11 protein-coding genes and 3 pseudogenes are annotated in these 16,795 nt (G+C 62.7%); 5 read left to right on the top strand and 9 right to left on the bottom strand.

The features are described from left to right. The first annotated feature begins 57 nt into the window (after nucleotides 1–57). The gene (locus OVA12_RS17445) at nucleotides 58–855 is read left to right on the top strand and encodes an FAD binding domain-containing protein (RefSeq protein ID WP_268139541.1); all 798 of its coding nucleotides are present in this window, start codon (nucleotides 58–60) and stop codon (nucleotides 853–855) included. A gap of 67 nt (nucleotides 856–922) precedes the next feature. Here OVA12_RS17445 and OVA12_RS17440 read toward each other — a convergent pair whose 3' ends face one another. The 3 genes from OVA12_RS17440 to OVA12_RS17430 form a co-directional block, all read right to left on the bottom strand. Continuing rightward, nucleotides 923–3,370, bottom strand: a complete 2,448-nt coding sequence (locus OVA12_RS17440; RefSeq protein WP_268139540.1) for a methyl-accepting chemotaxis protein — start codon at nucleotides 3,368–3,370, stop codon at nucleotides 923–925. A gap of 391 nt (nucleotides 3,371–3,761) precedes the next feature. Beyond that, nucleotides 3,762–5,375, bottom strand: coding sequence for a methyl-accepting chemotaxis protein (locus OVA12_RS17435; RefSeq protein WP_268139538.1), 1,614 nt, complete (start codon nucleotides 5,373–5,375; stop codon nucleotides 3,762–3,764). Between the two features lie 358 nt (nucleotides 5,376–5,733). Beyond that, entirely contained in the window at nucleotides 5,734–6,507 is a 774-nt protein-coding gene (locus OVA12_RS17430; RefSeq protein ID WP_268139536.1) for an SDR family NAD(P)-dependent oxidoreductase, read from the bottom strand. Between the two features lie 151 nt (nucleotides 6,508–6,658). Here OVA12_RS17430 and OVA12_RS17425 point away from each other — a divergent pair, with 151 nt between their 5' ends. Both OVA12_RS17425 and bfr read left to right on the top strand, forming a co-directional pair. Further along, complete coding sequence (locus OVA12_RS17425; protein ID WP_268139534.1) at nucleotides 6,659–6,850, top strand: (2Fe-2S)-binding protein; 192 nt, start codon at nucleotides 6,659–6,661, stop codon at nucleotides 6,848–6,850. 75 nt (nucleotides 6,851–6,925) lie between these two features. After that, nucleotides 6,926–7,411, top strand: coding sequence for a bacterioferritin (gene bfr, locus OVA12_RS17420; RefSeq protein WP_268139532.1), 486 nt, complete (start codon nucleotides 6,926–6,928; stop codon nucleotides 7,409–7,411). Here bfr and OVA12_RS17415 read toward each other — a convergent pair. From OVA12_RS17415 to OVA12_RS17405, 3 genes are all read right to left on the bottom strand, one after another. Then, nucleotides 7,381–8,064: an ATP-binding cassette domain-containing protein gene (locus OVA12_RS17415; RefSeq protein ID WP_268139530.1), complete on the bottom strand. Its 684-nt coding sequence runs from the start codon at nucleotides 8,062–8,064 to the stop codon at nucleotides 7,381–7,383. The two genes, bfr and OVA12_RS17415, sit on opposite strands and share 31 nt — an antisense overlap. Then, on the bottom strand, nucleotides 8,064–9,770 hold the full coding sequence (locus OVA12_RS17410) for an ABC transporter permease (RefSeq protein WP_268139529.1): 1,707 nt from the start codon (nucleotides 9,768–9,770) through the stop codon (nucleotides 8,064–8,066). Before OVA12_RS17410 ends, OVA12_RS17415 begins: the two co-directional genes overlap by 1 nt. Before the next feature lie 91 nt (nucleotides 9,771–9,861). Continuing rightward, a complete protein-coding gene (locus tag OVA12_RS17405) occupies nucleotides 9,862–11,031 on the bottom strand; it encodes an ABC transporter substrate-binding protein (protein WP_268141395.1) in 1,170 nt (389 codons plus the stop codon). A gap of 134 nt (nucleotides 11,032–11,165) precedes the next feature. On the opposite strand from OVA12_RS17405, the pseudogene OVA12_RS17400 reads away from it, so the two are divergent. After that, a pseudogene (locus tag OVA12_RS17400) lies at nucleotides 11,166–12,502 on the top strand (IS1380 family transposase). Nucleotides 12,503–12,688: 186 nt separating this feature from the next. Further along, nucleotides 12,689–12,952: pseudogene (locus OVA12_RS17395) on the top strand (transposase); the annotation flags it as partial. Between the two features lie 119 nt (nucleotides 12,953–13,071). Here OVA12_RS17395 and OVA12_RS17390 read toward each other — a convergent pair. The 3 genes and pseudogenes from OVA12_RS17390 to OVA12_RS17380 form a co-directional block, all read right to left on the bottom strand. Continuing rightward, nucleotides 13,072–14,167: pseudogene (locus tag OVA12_RS17390) on the bottom strand (IS3 family transposase). Between the two features lie 225 nt (nucleotides 14,168–14,392). Then, nucleotides 14,393–15,508 carry a siderophore-interacting protein gene (locus tag OVA12_RS17385; protein WP_268139527.1) on the bottom strand — a complete coding sequence of 372 codons (1,116 nt, stop codon included), beginning with the start codon at nucleotides 15,506–15,508 and terminating at the stop codon, nucleotides 14,393–14,395. After that, on the bottom strand, nucleotides 15,505–16,779 hold the full coding sequence (locus OVA12_RS17380; RefSeq protein WP_268139526.1) for an MFS transporter: 1,275 nt from the start codon (nucleotides 16,777–16,779) through the stop codon (nucleotides 15,505–15,507). The genes OVA12_RS17385 and OVA12_RS17380 overlap by 4 nt, the downstream gene beginning before the upstream one ends. Between the last annotated feature and the right edge of the window lie 16 nt (nucleotides 16,780–16,795).

Raw genomic sequence — 16,795 nt, 5'->3', positions numbered from 1 at the left:
TACGGCAGCGCCAGCCCCGGTTCCCCTTCACGCTTTCCCCAAGGGAGCACGAACACGATGTATGAAACCAATTATCACCGCGCCGGATCGGTCAGCGAAGCGGCCAGCTTGATGGCCAAGGCTGATGACGGCAAGTTCCTCGCCGGCGGCCAGACCCTGATCCCGACCATGAAGCAGCGCCTGGCAGCACCAAGCGATCTCATCGACCTTGGCCAGATTGCCGAGCTTCAGGGCATCACCGAGGCAGGCGGCAGCCTGCGCATCGGAGCCGGAACCAAGCATGCAGACGTGGCCGGCTCCGCGCTGGTCCAGCGCCTGATCCCAGGCCTTGCCAAACTCGCCGGCGGCATTGGTGACCCGCACGTCCGCCATATGGGCACCATTGGTGGCTCCGTCGCCAACAATGACCCGGCAGCGGATTATCCCTCGGCCGTGATGGCGCTCGGGGCGACGGTTCACACCAGCGCGCGCGACATTGCCGCAGAAGATTACTTCACCGGCATGTTCGATACCGCGCTTGAAGAAAATGAGATCATTACCGCGATCAGCTTCCCGGTGCCGGAAAAGTCGGCCTACGCCAAGTACCCGAACCCGGCCTCGCGCTATGCCATGGCCGGCGTCTTTGTCGCCCGCTTCAAGGATGGTTCGGTCCGCGTCGCTGCGACCGGCGCAGGCCAGAACGGCGTGTTCCGCATCCCGGCCATGGAAGCAGCCCTCAGCGCCAACTGGTCCGCAGATGCCGTTGCCTCGATCAGCGTGCCGGCGGACGACATGCTATCCGACATCCATGGCTCGGCCGACTACCGCGCCAATCTCGTCACGGTGATGGCCAAGCGCGCTGTCGCAGCAGCCTGATACGACAGACAATGAGGCCCCGGAGCGCGATGACGCTCCGGGGCCTTATTTTTGTTCGGTCCTGACCTCAGGCGGCAGCGACGGCGGCCAGGAAGCGGTCCACTTCCTGCTTGAGATGCTGCGTCTTGCCGTTGACGTCGGTCGATGCCGTGAGGACCATTTCTGCAGACCGCGCCGTCTCGTCGACAGCCTCGGTCAGCGCCGACATGTTCCCGGCCACCGCCGTGGTGCCGGCTGCCGCCATGCGGACATTCTGCGAGATGTTGCTTGTCGCCGCGCTCTGCTGCGTTACAGCCGAGGCGATGGAGGAGGTGTAGTCGTTCACCTGATCCATCACGCGGCTGATGCCGGCGATTGCAGTAGCGGACTCATCGGTTGCCAGCTGGATCGCCGAAATCTGCGCCGAGATATCCTCCGTCGCCCGCGACGTCTGATTGGCCAGTTCCTTCACTTCCGCCGCCACGACCGCAAATCCGCGACCAGCCTCGCCGGCCCGGGCCGCCTCGATGGTCGCATTGAGCGCCAGAAGATTTGTCTGGGCCGCGATGTTCTGGATCAGGGTCACGACTTCGCCGATCTTTTCGGCTGCGGCGGCAAGACTGGTGACCTTGCCATTTGTGTCCCGTGTCCCGATGGTAGCGTCACCAACGATCTGGGTCGTCATGGAGACCTGCTGTCCGATCTCGTTGATCGAGGCGGCCAGTTGTTCGGCTGCGCTGGCAACACTCTCCACCCCGTCGGTCGCAGCTCCTGCGGCAGCTGCGGTCTCGTCGGCACGCGTTGCGCTGACACGGGAGATTTCGGTCAGCTTCTGCGCCGTTTCCCCAAGCCCACGGGCCGTCCCTTCAACGGAGCCGATGAGCTCCTGCGAGGTCGTCCGGAAGGTCGCGATCAGGTGCTCGATCGTCGTCTGGCGACGCCGCTGCGCCTCTGTTTCCGCCTGGGTCTGGGCTTCAAGCCGCATACGCTCAAGCGCATTGTCCTTGAAGACCTGGACAGCGCGGCCCATGTCGCCAATCTCGTCCGCGCGCTCAAGGCCGGGCACAGCCGTTGCCGTGTCACCTTCAGCAAGGCGCCGCATGGTGGTGGTCATGGCCCGGATCGGCTTCGTGATCACAAGGTTCAGAACAAAGGCCAACGCCAGCGCCACGACCACGGCCACGCCAAGCGCAACACCGATCGTTGTGACTGCCATGTCGCCGGCCATCCGGTTCGCAGCCGACTGGGCGCTGGCAAGCCCGGTTGCCGTGTCCTGCAAAACCACGGTCAGCCGGTCGAGTTCGCTCCGGTTGGCCTCCAGATCACCCTTGGCCTTGCGGATCTCGGTGAACGCCGCCGCATAGTCTTCCAACGCCTTCGGCATGGCGGCAATCGCGTCGGCGGCAGCCGGGACCAGAGTGGCCGCACCGTCAAGCTGCATGGCATACATGCCAAGCATGTCGATTTCGGCTTCCACCGCGTCGGGAGCCGCATCGCCCATGCCCGTCAGGAAGCTCGTCGTGCCATTTTTCACGGTCGAAATCGAGCTGGCAATTTCGAGCGCCTGCTGACCGATCGTCGTCAGCTCCGCCAGTCGCTGCTGCAGGCTCGTCGCCCCATCCAGCGCGCTGTCGAGCGCCGCATAGACTGCGAACTGCGCCTGAGTTGTTTCCTTCGCGAGGGCACCAAGACTGTCAGCAACGTCTTTCTTCTGGCCCATGCGATTGAACAGGTTCGTCTCGTCCAGCATCGCCGGCAACTGGGTCACGAGTGTCTGCGCGTGTGCTGTCATCGCAGCGCTCTTGTCCTCCGGCAAGACCTTCAGCCGCGAGGTGGCGAACCTGGTCGCTCCATCGTTGATCAGGACAAGCGCGTCGTTGATCTTCGCACGCAGCTCGGGAGCCATCTCGTTCAGCTTGAAGTCTGCGCCCTTGCCAAACATCGGCAGCAGAAAGTCAATCTGCGCGCCCATGTCGCTGCCGATGCGCCCGAGCTTGCGCAGGTCATTCTGTGCCGCTTCGGCGAGCATGGATGCGTCGGCGGCATCGCGCTGCTGACGCTGCAACTCGTTTGCAATGGTTCGCGTGAGGCTGTCGAGCTGCGCCGTGGCGCGATCGACCACCTTGAGCTTGTCTTCGACAGACTGGCTGTCTCGGCGCACCGCGACAAATGTCGAGGCAAAGGCGGTTGCCTTTTCCCGCGCCTCCGTAACGATTTGCTGCGACTGAGGGTCGTTCGCAAGGCCAGCGCCGAGATCATACAAGGTCGTATCAAGGGCTGTCAGGGCCAGCGTGACCCGGTCGCCGGCTTCCGCGCCGGGCTTGCGCAAAAACGCCTCGCGCTCGGCTGACAGGCTCTGCAGGTCGGTGATGGAGGCAAGCGCCAGATCCGAGATTTCGCTGCGCTGCGCCAAACCGATGAGGGTGTAGATTGCCATCCCACCAATCACGGCCATCAACAGGACAATCGAAATAAACCCGCCGGAAACCTTGAAAAACAGACGGGTGTTGTTGAACATCCGAACGAATTTAGACATCAGAGCCTCTTTCCAAGTTGATTTTGCGGCGCGAATTGCAACCATCCCTCGCATCATTAGATTAATGCCCTGTATATTTTCAGAAGGACTCTCCAAGCCTGAAGCAACATTCTATTTTCATTATTTTGACGGCTATTCTTGCTTTCAATGTTATTTTTGACAGACGAGTATTTACCGATATCCGCGGATTACGTAGCGCCGGCAAGGACGTGAATTTCCCTCACCACAGATTTCATGCTGCAATGCGACATAATCTGACGTATGGACACCATCGCATTGCCACGCTTCATTTTTTGCGCTTCTCGATGAAATAAATTTCAGCTGGTCCATCCCCTGGGCAATAAAAAAGGGGGCCAAGAGGCCCCCTTTTCCCGATTCCAGATCACCTGGTTCAGGCTGCGGCGACAGTCGTGACAAAGCGATCAAAGGCGGCACGCAGGCGCTCGGTCTGGTCGCTGACCCTGCCGGATGCACCCAAAACCAGGCTCGCGGCTTCATTGGTCTGGTTGACCGACGCTGCCAGGCTGTGGATATCTTCCGAGACCTCCATTGTGCCGCGGGTTGCCTGCTGCACGTTATGGCTGATCTCGTTTGTGGCAGCACCTTGCTGCTCTACAGAAGCTGCGATCTCGGTGGTGTAGCCGTCGACCGTTTGCATGGTCGAGGCAATTTCCTGGATCGCCTGCACTGCCTCACCGGTGGAAGCCTGGATCGCAGCAATCTGCGAGCCGATTTCTTCAGTCGCCTTGGACGTCTGGTTGGCCAGTTCCTTGACTTCTGCGGCCACGACCGCGAAGCCGCGACCAGCATCACCAGCCCGCGCTGCCTCGATGGTTGCGTTCAGCGCGAGCAGATTGGTCTGTTCAGCGATGGCCTGAATCAGCGTCACGACTTCACCAATCTTGTTGGCTGCCTGTGCGAGCGAGGAGACCTTCTGGTTGGTCACCAGAGTGCTCTGGGTCGCCTTGGCAACAATTTCGCTGGTACGGGCAACCTGCCCGCTGATCTCGGCAATGGAGGCAGAGAGTTCTTCGGCCGCGCTGGCAACCGACTGAACATTGCTGGACGCCTCGGTGGACGCACTGGCTGCCGTCGAGGTGCGTTCCGACGACGCCTTGGCGATGTTCGACAGCGTGCCGGCAGTCGTTTCCATCTCATGGGTGCTCTGAGAGACGGCAGAAAGCAACGCTTCGACGGTCGAGCGGAAGTCGGTAACCGCAGCCTCGATCCGGATCTGGCGATCCTGCTGCGTCTGCTGTTCTTCGGCCTGAACCTGCTGCAGGTGGTTGCGTTCCCGGGCGTTGCTCTGGAACACCTCAACGGTGCGGCTCATGTCACCAATCTCGTCATGGCGATCAAGCCCCGGCACGACAACGTCGACGCGGCCATCGGCAAGCGACTGCATCGCGCGCTGCAAGGAGGTCAACGGAGTGGTGATCGAACGCACGATCAGGCCCGCCACGACGGCAAGAACGGCCAGCAGCACCAGACCCAGCCCGAGGCGCGTCTGGAAGTCGGCCCAGAAGATTGCCGACAGATCGTCCATATAGACGCCAGTCAGGACAAACATGTTCCAGGGGCGAAACGCTTCGAAATACGAGATCTTGCCAACCGGCTCGTCGCTGCCGGCCTTGGGCCATACATACTGGACGGTGCCCTTGCCGGTACGTTGGGCGATGTCGCCCATTTCCTTGGCAAAGAGTTTGCCATTGGCGTCCGCAAGCGTTGTCTGGTCTGTGCCGACCAGGTCTGGGCGCGCCGGATGCATGACAACGGGATAGCCCTGGCTCATGCTCTGGACGACGAAGTAATTGCCGCCATCGTACCGCATCGAACGCAGGACATCGAACGCGCGCGCCTTGGCGTCGTCCGCGGACAGCTTGCCGTCCTGTACCATCTTGTAGTGATCCGCGAGAACACCAACAGCGGCTTCAGTCAGGCTGCGGAGCTCTTCTTGCTTCAGTGCTGTCAAAGCCTGCGATTGACGCCAGGACTCTACGCCCATCAGGCCCGCGAGCCCGAGCGCAAACAAGACCAGAAGACCGTACAGTCGATAACCTATCGAAATCTTACGTTGGGTCAAATTCATTTGCCAATCCCCGTTGCAATCACAGGGAGATCTTGCAGGCCAGAGCAGTTAAACCTTCCCTAAACCGGTTTCACTCGTCGCCTTTTGTTGATGATTTGAACCCTCTGGCTGCCACCGGCCGCGAAGCAATCTGGACGTGTTGCATCCAGACGAAACTGCCGCAAGGAGAACAAACTGTCGCGCAGTCTCTCTGGGCAAGCTGATTCGGACCGATCGGAAAGGAGCGTTTCCGTCACACGATCAGACCAAGGACGGCCAATTGCCTGTTCGCCACTCAAACATGCTGCCCGCCGTTGATGTGGATCTCTGATCCAGTGACATACGAAGACGGCGCGCTGCAGAGGAAGTGGATCGTGTCGGCAACTTCGCTGGGTTGGCCAAGCCGGCGCAACGGGATGTCATCGATCAGCTTTTCCGTTCCGGGCGACAGGATGGACGTATCAATCTCGCCAGGCGCAATAGCGTTGACGCGGATGCCATGCGGCCCGAAGTCGGCGGCCATTTCCCGTGTCAGCGCGGCCAGAGCCGCCTTGGATGTCGCATAGGCCGTCCCCGCGAAGGGGTGTACGCGCATGCCGGCGATGGACGTGACATTGACGATCGAGCCCCGCGCGGCTTCCAGTTCCTTGAACAGTCCGCGCGCGAGCATGATCGGGGCAAAGAAATTGACCTGGAAAACATGCCGCCAGATGTGCATCGGTGTCGACAGGCTGTCGAGCCGCTTGCCACCTTCATCCTTCGGGCTGATCCCGGCATTATTGACCAGAGCATGCAGCCTGGACCCGTTCGGCTCGAGACGGCGGCGGATTTCCTGGATTGCGTAGCCGAGGTTTTCCGGATCGGAAAGATCTATCTGGATATGGTCTTCGGGACCGGCTGGCCAGGGACAGCGGGTTGAAAAGGCGTGCCGCGAGCAGGTGATGACACGCCAGCCTTCGGCGGAGAATTTCTTTACCGTGGCGTGCCCGATGCCTCGACTGGCCCCCGTGAGAACGATGGCTGGACGTGCGTCGACCGCCGGGCTGTCCGGCTGCTGCAACTGGCTCATGATGTGCTTTCCGGCCTCAGTTCGCGTGGCCTTGATGGGGAAAAGTTGACTCGTGAAAGAAACTTTAGTTTATGCCGCCCGTCCGTTCCATGACAGACTTGGCCCCGGATGAAGCACGGCGCAAGGGTGCGGCGGAAAACAAGACAAGACGATGATCATCTGCTCCTGCAATGTCCTGTCCGACAAACAGCTGCGTGAGGCCGCCGAGGAAATGCGGTCGGACCCTGACGCGCGCCTGCCGACGCCGGGCGCGGTTTTCCGCAAGCTCGGCTGCCGGCCGCGCTGCGGCGGCTGCTTTCCGAACGTGATCGACATCATCCACGACAAGTGCTGTGACCGGTAGACGTAAGCGCCCGGCCGCACTGGGCAAACCGCTTGGTTGCGCCTACAAACGACAGGAAACGAGGGAGACAAAGCCATGAAAGGTGACAAGAAGGTCATCGAGTATCTCAACCGTGCGCTCCGTCACGAATTGACTGCAGTCAATCAGTACTGGCTGCACAATCGTCTGCTCGACGACTGGGGCTTTACCAAGCTCGCAAAAAAGGAGCGCGAAGAGTCCATCGAAGAGATGCAGCATGCCGATAAGCTGATCGATCGCATCATCTTCCTGGAAGGCCTCCCGAACCTCCAGACACTGGATCCCTTGCGCATCGGCCAATCGCTGAAGGAAGTGATCGAATGCGATCTCGCGGGCGAATACTCCGCCCGTGCGCTCTACAAGGAAGCGCGCGAAGTCTGCCTGGAAGCGGGTGACTATGTGACGATGAAGCTGTTCGAAACGCTGATGGCGGACGAAGAAGGCCATATCGACTTCCTCGAGTCGCAGCTGGAGCTGATCGCCCGGATCGGCATCGAGCGCTACGGCATGCTTCAGGCCGAACCGGCAGACGCCTCGGAGTAAGGCGCCGCTGCATCGAGCTGCAGGATCTGACCGACGGCGGCCTCAGCGTCTGCACGGTCATGCGTGACGAGGACGACTGGCAGCCCGGCCTTTCGGGCTGCTGCAAAGACGAGATCGCGCATCGCGGACCGCAGAGCGGTGTCGAGCGCCGCAAAGGGCTCGTCGAGCAGGAGCGCCAGCGGCTCGGCGAGGAGAACCCGAACCAGCGCAACACGGGACTGCTGGCCACCCGACAGGGTCTGCGGATCTCGGGCGGCAAATCCTTCAAGATCTGCATCTGCCAGCGCCTGCTCGATCTTGCGCCGACGCTCACCGGATGAGCCACCGGCGGGCAGCGCAAACAGCAGGTTTTCCCCGACGCTCATATGCGGAAACAGCAAGGGTTGCTGGAACATCAGCCCCATGCGCCGGGCCTGCGGCGGGAGATAGGTGACATCGCGGCCAGCCAGAACAATCCGGCCTTCGATCGTGAATGGAGGGGCGAGGAAGCCGGCGAGCGCGGCCAGAAGACTGGACTTTCCGCTGCCCGATGCCCCCATGACCGTCAGCACTTCGCCTTGAGCAACCTTGGCGTCGAGGGCGGCGAGAAGCTGGCCGTCGAGGCGGAGATTGAGACCGCAAAGGTGCAGGCCGGACTTCGGATCGGGATGCATCAGGACGACCTCCGGGGGAACAGGCGCGGCAGCAGCAGGCGGGACAGCGCAGCGGCCAGAGCGAAGCCGGCGAAAGGCAGCAGGATCTGCGCCAGGGCATGAACGGCGATAAGCGGCCGGCTGCCGCCACTTGCCAGGGCAACGGCCTCGGTCGTTACGGTCGTGACCCGGCCGCCGCCGATCAGCAAGGTCGGCAGGTACTGGCTGACGGAAATCGCAAGGCCGAGCGCAACGGCTGTCAGGATGGCGGGAAGCATGAGAGGCAGGCGGATGCGCCAGAATACCCTTTGCTCCGATGCGCCGAGGGAGAGGGCGACCTGCCGGTAGCGCGGATCGAGCGCGCCCCAGGGCCCGCGCAGCGACAGGAGAATATAGGGCAAAACGAAGACAAAATGCGACAAAGCCACCCCAAACAGGCTGCCATCAAGACCGGCCTGCAGGAACAGCACCTGCAGGCCGAACAGGAAGGCCACCTGGGGGACCAGAAGCGGCACGAAGGCGAGGCCATCCAGCAGCCAGGTATCAAGACCGGCACCGCCCCCGCCCTGCCCCTGAACCCGCTCCTGCAACAGGGCCGTGACCAGAGCGGCGGCAGTCAGACTGACGGCAAGACCGATGGCAAGGGTGGTCGCGATCAGCCCGGTGAGATCGGGACCGGACTGAAGCCAGTGCCTGAGTGTCAGGCTGGACGGCAGAAGGTCAGGATAGCGCCAGGCGGTGGCCAGGGACCAGAGGGTCAGGACGGAGAGACCGAGAACCGCGAGGACGACCAGCCCCAGCAGGACACCGAGACCGGTGCGGCTGGCGATGCGATCACGGGCAAGACGGTGGCCGCGTATGGCCTGTGACCTCCAGACCAGACGGAGAGCACGTTCGCCGGCAAACCAGACCAGAAGGGCTGCGGCGCTGACGGACAGCTGAAGCAGCGCTCCGGCGGCGCCTTTCATGCGGATGGCCAGATCCGGATCGCCCATCCAGCCCACGACCCGGACGGCAAGCGTTGCCGGAAGGCTTGGACCGAGCACCAGCGCCATGTCGACGACCGAGGTTGAGAAGGCAAGCACCGCAAGGACGGGCAGCCGGAGTTGCCGGTAGAGCAGAGGCGCGACCGTATGCCCAAAGGCGGCAATGCGGCCATAGCCGAAGCTTTCTGCGAGCTGCAGCCGCGGGCGCAGGTCAATCTGATGCAGCGCCGCCAGGGCCATCAGCAGGAGGAAGGGGACCTCCTTGAGGACGAGACCGAGCGTCAGTGTCAGGCCAAAGGGATCCTGCAGGATCAGCCAGTCGGGCGGGCGAGACAACGCCGGGCTGAGCGGCGCGACCAGACGGACCAGAAACCCAGAGGGCGCGATCACCAGTGCCAGACCAAGCGCAGCAGCGGCATGCGGGACCGAGAGCAGCGGCGCCAGCAGGCGGCGGAGCCAGCGAAACGCCGCACTGTCCAGCCAGCCGGCGAGAAGCAGCATGACCAGCAGCAGCGAGACAAGCGTTGCGGCAAGGCCGGTGCCCAGACTGAGGAGAATGGAACGGCCGAGGCCGGGGGCGTCCAGCAGCGCCTTGACAGGATCCAGCGAGGCGCTGGCGGCTCCGGCTGATGGCAGATATCCCAAGGCCGGCAAGGCCGTGCCGATCAGTCCGGCCGCAACCGGCACGACCAGAACCAGCGCAGTGGCGAGGGCGGCCGGGCGCAGCCATGGCCGGCTCATCCGGTCGACCTCATTGCGGCTGGCTCATGACCATGGACTGGACGCGAACCTGGGCATGGGGGCTCATCACTCAAGGCACTCCCGTTGGCGCTTACTGGGCACCATAGCGTTTGGCCCAGGCGGCCTCCAGCGCCTCCATCCAGCTCGGATGCGGTTCGGGGAGCGTCGGGCCGAGGGCGGACGGAGACAGTCCGGCCTTCCCAAGATCAATGGCGGCGAAGCGTGCCTTGTCGGCGTCGGCAAGCGCGGCGACATTCAGCACCGTCGGATCGCCCCAGATCGCCGGATCTTCCTTGCGGGCCTGCGCTTCGGGCGACAGCAGGAAATTGGCGAGCACCTTGGCAGCTGCCGGAGCGTTGGCATTGAAGGGAATGGCGACGAAATGGCTGTTGCCGATGGTGCCGCCAGCAAACACGAAACTGCGGACTGTATCCGGCAGCTCACCTGCGGCGATCGCGGCCGAGGCGTCGCCGGGGTTGAAGCTGAAGGCGATATCGACCTCGCCATCGGCCAGCAGCTGCCAGAGAGCCGCGACGGACTGCGGGAAGGCCTTGCCGCCGCGCCAGAGGTTCGGGTGGAGGGCATCGAGCCAGGCGAAGAGCGCGGCCGTATCGGCCTCAAACCGCGCCGGGTCGACCGGACGGGCCAGCTTTTCGCGGTCGTCGATCAGATCGCTCAAGGCCTGTTTCAGGAAGGTCGAGCCATGGAAGTTGGGCGGCTGCGGATAGGTGAAGCGTCCCGGGTTCGCCTTGGCAAACTCGGCCAGCGCCTGAAGTGAGGCCGGGGGTTCGGCCAGTCTTGCGCTGTCGTGCATGAACACCAGCTTCGCCATGCCCCAGGGGCTTTCGAGGCCATCGGTGGCGACGGTGAAATCCTTGCGCACCGTCGGCTTGCCCTCGACATCGACCAGCGCCCAGTTCGGCAGGCGTTCAGCCCAGGCCTCAGCCTGCAGCAGGCCTTCGCGCTTCATGGCCGCGAAGTTCTCGCCGTTGATCCAGACGAGATCAACCGCGCCGCCGCTGGTCTTGCCGGCGGTCTTCTCGGCCAGTACCCGCGCGACCACATTGGCGGTGTCATCGACCTTCACGTGTTCCAGTGTCACGCCATACTGCTGCTTCAGCTCGCCGGCGACCCAGTCGATGTAGGCGTTGATGCGCGGCTCGCCGCCCCAGGCGTGGAAGTACACCGTCTGGCCTTTTGCTGCATCCTTGATGCCGGCCCAGTCTGCTGGTTCGGCCGCGAGGCTTGGGCCTGTCGCCAGAACCGCGACTAGCCCGTCTTATGCATGACGCGGCGTGTAAAAGGTTGGCGGATGTAGCTTAAGAGACTGATTTGGCGTAGGATTTGGTTGTCGAAGCCAATCCTCGCAATCCCACCGCCCGTGCCACACCCGCCATGACCGGCGATACGTTTCTGCCGTTTTCTTTTCCAGCCGTCTGCGCCAAGAAAGTCACCGCCGTGTTTGACGGTGGGCGTATCACCTCGGACGGCGGCGTCATGCTGCTGGCGGCGGCCGAGCGGCGTCTGCAACTGGCCGACAGGCTTGCCGCCGTGATCCGCGTGATCCGAGGCGGGTGACGCATGCCATGGCCGACATTTTGCGCGCCCGCATCTTCGCCATCGCCTGCGGCTATGAAGATGCCAACGATCTCGACCGGCTTCGTTTCGATCCAGCCTTCAAGCTCGCCTGCGGACGCTTGCCCGACAGCGGGCTGGATCTGGCCTCGCAACCGACCTGCTCGCGGCTGGAAAACCTGCCCGGCCTCAGGACCGTCATCCGCCTGGGTCGGGTGCTGGTCGATCTGTGGCTGTCGAGCTATGCCGTGCCGCCGGAAAGCATCACCCTCGCCATCGACGGCACGGTGGATGTCGTTCAGGGCCATCAGCAGCTCTCGCTCTTCAATGCCCACCACGACGAGCGCTGCTTCCTGCCGATCCACATATACGACGCCGCCACGGGCAGGCCCGTCGCCATGATCCTGCGTCCCGGTAAGACACCGGCGGGCAAGGAGATCCGCGCTCATTTGCGCCGCCTCGTCCGGATGATCCGGCGCGTGTGGCCGACAACCCGCATCCTGATCCGCGGCGACAGCCATTATGGCCGGGCGGAAGTCATGCAATGGTGCGAGAAGAACGGCATCGACTATCTGTTCGGCTTCGCCGGCAACAAGGTTCTCAAGCGTCTCGTCGAGGAGACCGCTGACGATATCCGTACCCGCCGCGCCCTCGAACAGAAACCGGTGCTGCGTGGCTACGCCGAAACCCGATACGGAGCAAAATCCTGGAAGGTGGAACGCCGCGTCTGCGCCCGCATCGAAGCGACGACGATGGGCCTCGACTGCCGGTTCGTCGTCACCAACCTTGGTGAGGGCTCCGCCGGGCACATCTACGACGTCATCTACTGCGCCCGCGGTCAGGCCGAGAACCTGATCAAGATGCACAAGAGCCAGCTTGCCTCCGACCGGACCTCCTGCCGCTCGCCGATCACCAACCAGGTCCGCCTCATCCTGCACACCGCCGCCTACTGGCTGATGCTCACGATGCGCGACGCCGTGCCCGCGACAGATTGCCTGCACAAGGCCGAGTTCGCCACGCTCAGGCTGCGCCTCCTCAAGCTCGGCGCCCGCATCACCGAAACCGCCTCGCGCATCCGCATCGCCTTCGCCGCCGCATGCCCCGAGGCCGGGATCATCCGCCACCTCGCCAGCGCCTTGCAGCCGGCCGCGCCATAAAGGCCGGGGCACCGATGCCCCAAGAGCCCACACCCTTCAACATCAAACGCGTGCCACAAAGTCCCATCTGAACCGCGGTGAAACAGACGCAACGGTACCACATGTCCCGGCAATGCCGTCCAGAAAACCGGACAGCTCATGCATAAGACGGGCTAGCGCTGCCGGCCTCGATTGAAGGACGGACAGATGAAGCGGAAGCGGTTCACGGAAGATCAGATCATCGCGGTTCTGCGCGAGCACGAGTCGGGTGCGAAGGCGGGCGACCTGGCCCGCAAGCACGGGGTTTCGGAGGCGACGCTGTATAACTGGAAGGCGAAGTATGGCGGCATGGACGTGTCCGACGCCAAACGCCTGAAGGCCCTGGAAGACGAGAACGCGAAGTTGAAGAAGCTGCTCGCCGACCAGATGCTGGAAGCCTCGGCACTTCGCGAGCTTCTGTCAAAAAATGTATGGTCCGCCTCGTCCGGTAATCCCCCCGGCAATTAACGGGCTTCAAAAGTAGAATTTTCTCGGGTTTTATGATCGAGGAGGGTAATCCCCCCGTTTTTAACGGGGCTCTGCAGTAGAATTCACGCAGCCAGTTTCAGTTTTTGTGCGGGTGTGATGCCGCCAATTCCCATATTGGGCCGTTGGTTGTTGTAGGTCCATAGCCACTGTGTGGCGAATTCCTGTGGCTCCTCGATGCTTTCGATGATGTTCTGGTCGAGCCATTCATGCCGGACGGTGCGGTTATAGCGCTCGACATAGGCATTCTGTTGCGGCTTTCCGGGCTGGATGTGGTTCAAGGCAATCCCTTGTTTCTCTGCCCATTCCATGAGCTTGCCGCTGACATACTCCGGGCCGTTGTCCACCCGAATGGCGTATGGCTTGCCGCGCCATTCGATGATCTGGTTCAAGCTACGGATCACGCGTTCAGCCGGTAGCGAAAAGTTCACCTCGATGCCGAGCCCCTCGCGGTTGAAGTCATCCAGCACATTCAGCAGCCGAAACTGCCTGCCGTCCTCCAGGCGGTCTGCCATGAAGTCCATCGACCAAACCATGTTCGGTTGATCCGGGACGGCCAGCGTATCGGGTTTGTCCCGCTTCAAGCGCTTTCTTGGCGTTCGCCATTGGACTTGAACCAATGGCGTCTCAATGGCTCACTCCGCAGGTTCAATTCCAGATCGCGGTATATCCGGTAGACCCGTTTGTGATTCCACAAGTGCCTCCGGACATTGCGCAGGTAAAGGAAGCACAGGCCGAAGCCCCAGCTCTTCTTTGCCCGCGTCAGCCCGATGAGGAGATCGGCGATCTGTTCGTTCTCCTCGTTCAGCTTAGCGCTGTAACGGTAGCAGGTCTCGCGGACTTCGAAGGTGCTGCAGGCGAGCGCAATACTCACCCCTCGCAACGCCACTGCTTTCCCGGCCATCTCCCGGCGTTGAGATGGCCGCGTCACTTTTTTCCCATAGCCTCTTTGAGCAGTTCGGCCTGCATGCTCATCTCCGCATACATCTTCTTCAGTCGACGGTTCTCGTCTTCCAGAGCCTTCATCTGGCTGATCATCGAGGCGTCCATGCCCCCATACTTGGCCCGCCATTTGTAAAATGAGGCCGTGCTCATCCCGTGCTCCCGGCATAGCTCAGGAACTGGAACACCACCTTCCGCCTGGCGCAGGATGGCCAATATCTGCGGTTCGCTAAATCTGCTCGCTTCATCAAAATCTCCTCGATCATAAAGCCAGAGAAAATTCTACTTTTGAAGCCCGTTAATTGCCGGGGGGATTACCGATGCTGTTTCAATGGGTTTTGACCGAGAGGCTTGGGCTCACCGGTCGCGGATCTCCGCTTCGCTCCGTCCGGATGAGGATGGTGAGGCAGCTCACAGCCTCTTCCGCCGTATGATGCCAGCGACCTACCGCTCCCTCCCGGTCTTGCCCTTCGTCCAGTAGGCAATCGCATACTGGCTGCCCTTGCCGAGGCCGAAGTCTTTGCGGAACAGGGCGCGCAGGCGCTGTGCGGTCTGCTGTTCGCCAGCGAACCAGGCAAAGGCGGGTTTGCTCTGCGCAAAGGCCGTGCGGATGGCCTGTTCCAGATCCGCATCGAAGCTTTCCGGGACAAGGCCATGCACGGTCAGGCCGAGGCGGGCAACGTTGGCGGCGGGAAGATAGGCCAGCGCCTCTTCATCCGTGCCGAGCCCGAGGATCACGTGTCCGCCGCCGGAAACGGGATTGCCTTTCCGTTCCATGTCTGCGGCCAGTGCCTCGATCATGCGGGCAACGGCCGGCGCGCCGGTGCCATCGGCGGCAAGCAGCAGCGGGCCTGCGAGCGGCGGGTGCTGGAAACCGGAGGGGCCGAGCAACCCGATCACATCGCCTTCACGGCAGGCCTCGGCCCAGTCTGAGACGGCGCCGCCCGCATGACGGACGACGTCGATGTCTATCTCTGCCGTTTCGGGCCGGGTCTCCTTGAGGGTGTAGTAGCGCATGTGCAGCCCGTCAGGCCCTTCAGGCAGGATCAGCGCGCCATTGGCGGCAAGCCGGGGCCAGACAGGGGCGCGGCCTTCCGGCGGCTGCAGCAATTTCACATGAATCCCGTCGCTGCCAAAACATTCCATCCCCTCCACCTTGAAGGTGAGGCGGAGGAGGACGCGGCTGAGCGCCACCTTCTTCAGCACCGTCAGCTCGTGGAAGTAGGGCGGAGTCACCTCGTCATCGCGCAGGTCATCGTCGGACCAGCGCAAGGCGGCGGTCGTGCCGGGCTGCAGCTCTTCGAGGTGCTCCATCAGCCACTGCTTCAGCCGGTGCAGCGGAACCAGCCCGTTTGCCTGCACCGTGATGCGCAGCCCTTCGCCCTCATGAATGGTGAGGCCAACGGTGTTGGGGGCGAGGTTCAGCACCACTTCCTCCGGGGAGGGGCGGGTGACGTCCATGCCGTTGCGGAGCATTTCGGACACGAGCGTTTCCTGCAGGCCGACTGGGGCGCCGCTGGGAAGCGTGGTGAAGGCGATCAAAGGGGTGGGGCCGTTCATGGGCGGGCCTCCTCAAACATGTGCGGGGCAGGCTTGCGGCGCAGCAATGTGGCCGTCAGCAGCACGGCAAGGCCGGACAGGACCGTGGAAAGGGTGAAGAGTGCGCCATAGCCGAGCTTGTCTGCAAGCAGGCCGGAGGCGCTTGATCCAGCCAGATAGACCACCAGCTGGGCGCAGGCGAGAATGGTGAAATCCGTACCCGGCTGATCCTTCGAGGCAACGGACATGAACAGCGAATAGAGCACGACGATTTCCATGTAACGGATCAGCGTCTGGAACCCGGCTGCACCCATGACGGTGTAGATGCTGTCCGAAATGCCCAGGGCATGGACCATGAACATCAGGAAGCAGATGGTCCTGAGGCCTCCCAGCGTGATCAGCGCCGTGCGGGTGCCCTGCCAGCGCATCAGGCCCACGGCCACCACGGAACCCAGAAGCCCGGCCGTTGCCGCCGAAACGCCCGAGAGATAGCCGATCCAGGACAGCGGCAGCTTGATATCAACGAGGTAAGACCCTTCCATCGCCTTGACGAGGCCTTCGCTGGCGCGGAACACCAGTGCCACGATGAGGATCTGCACGGCCTCCGGGCGGCGGAAGAAGGCGCGGAGCGAGGGCCGGGGAGCAGCGGAGCGTTCGCTGGTTTGGGAAGGGCCGCTGTCCTCGTCCTCCTCCATCATCACGGTCATGGCGAGGGGAACGAGGGACAGGGCGGCGACGAAAAGCAACGTTGGCTGCCAGCCCCAGTGCTCGAACAGGAACAGCGACAGGCTGCCGCCGATGACAACGCCGAAGGCGACTGCCCCGCCCTGGCAGGCGTTGCCGATGCCCCGGTCCGCTGCCGTCAGCTTCTGCGTGGCATAGCCATCCGTGGCGATGTCCTGGGTCGACATGGCAACGGAAATGACCATGCAGATGATGAACAGCCCCACCACATCCGAGGGCTGGATGAAGGCCATGGCGAAAAGAGCGGCCGAGCAGGCGAGTTGCATCGGCACGATCCAGCCGCGCCGGTGGCCGATGGGCAAAAGACGGATCCGGTCGACGAAGGGCGCCCAGGCGAATTTCACCACCAGCGGCAGCATCAGCAGCGAGAGAAGCCCGATGGCCGTACGCGAAACGCCCTGCTCGCGCAGAACGGGCGGCAGGGCGGCGGCGATCAGATAGGTCGGGATGCCTTGCGCCAGGTAGAGCCCGGCCAGCGTAACATAAAGACGGATCTGGCTCTTCTCTTGTGGCGCTGTCTGGCTTTGGGGCGCTGGTGCATCCCGCATGGCACTGGTCTTTCCG

Source organism: Pannonibacter sp. SL95, from assembly GCF_026672425.1.
Lineage (GTDB): Bacteria > Pseudomonadota > Alphaproteobacteria > Rhizobiales > Stappiaceae > Pannonibacter.
The sequence above is the reverse complement of the archived record's forward strand: the minus strand, read 5'-3'. Positions and strand labels throughout refer to the sequence as shown.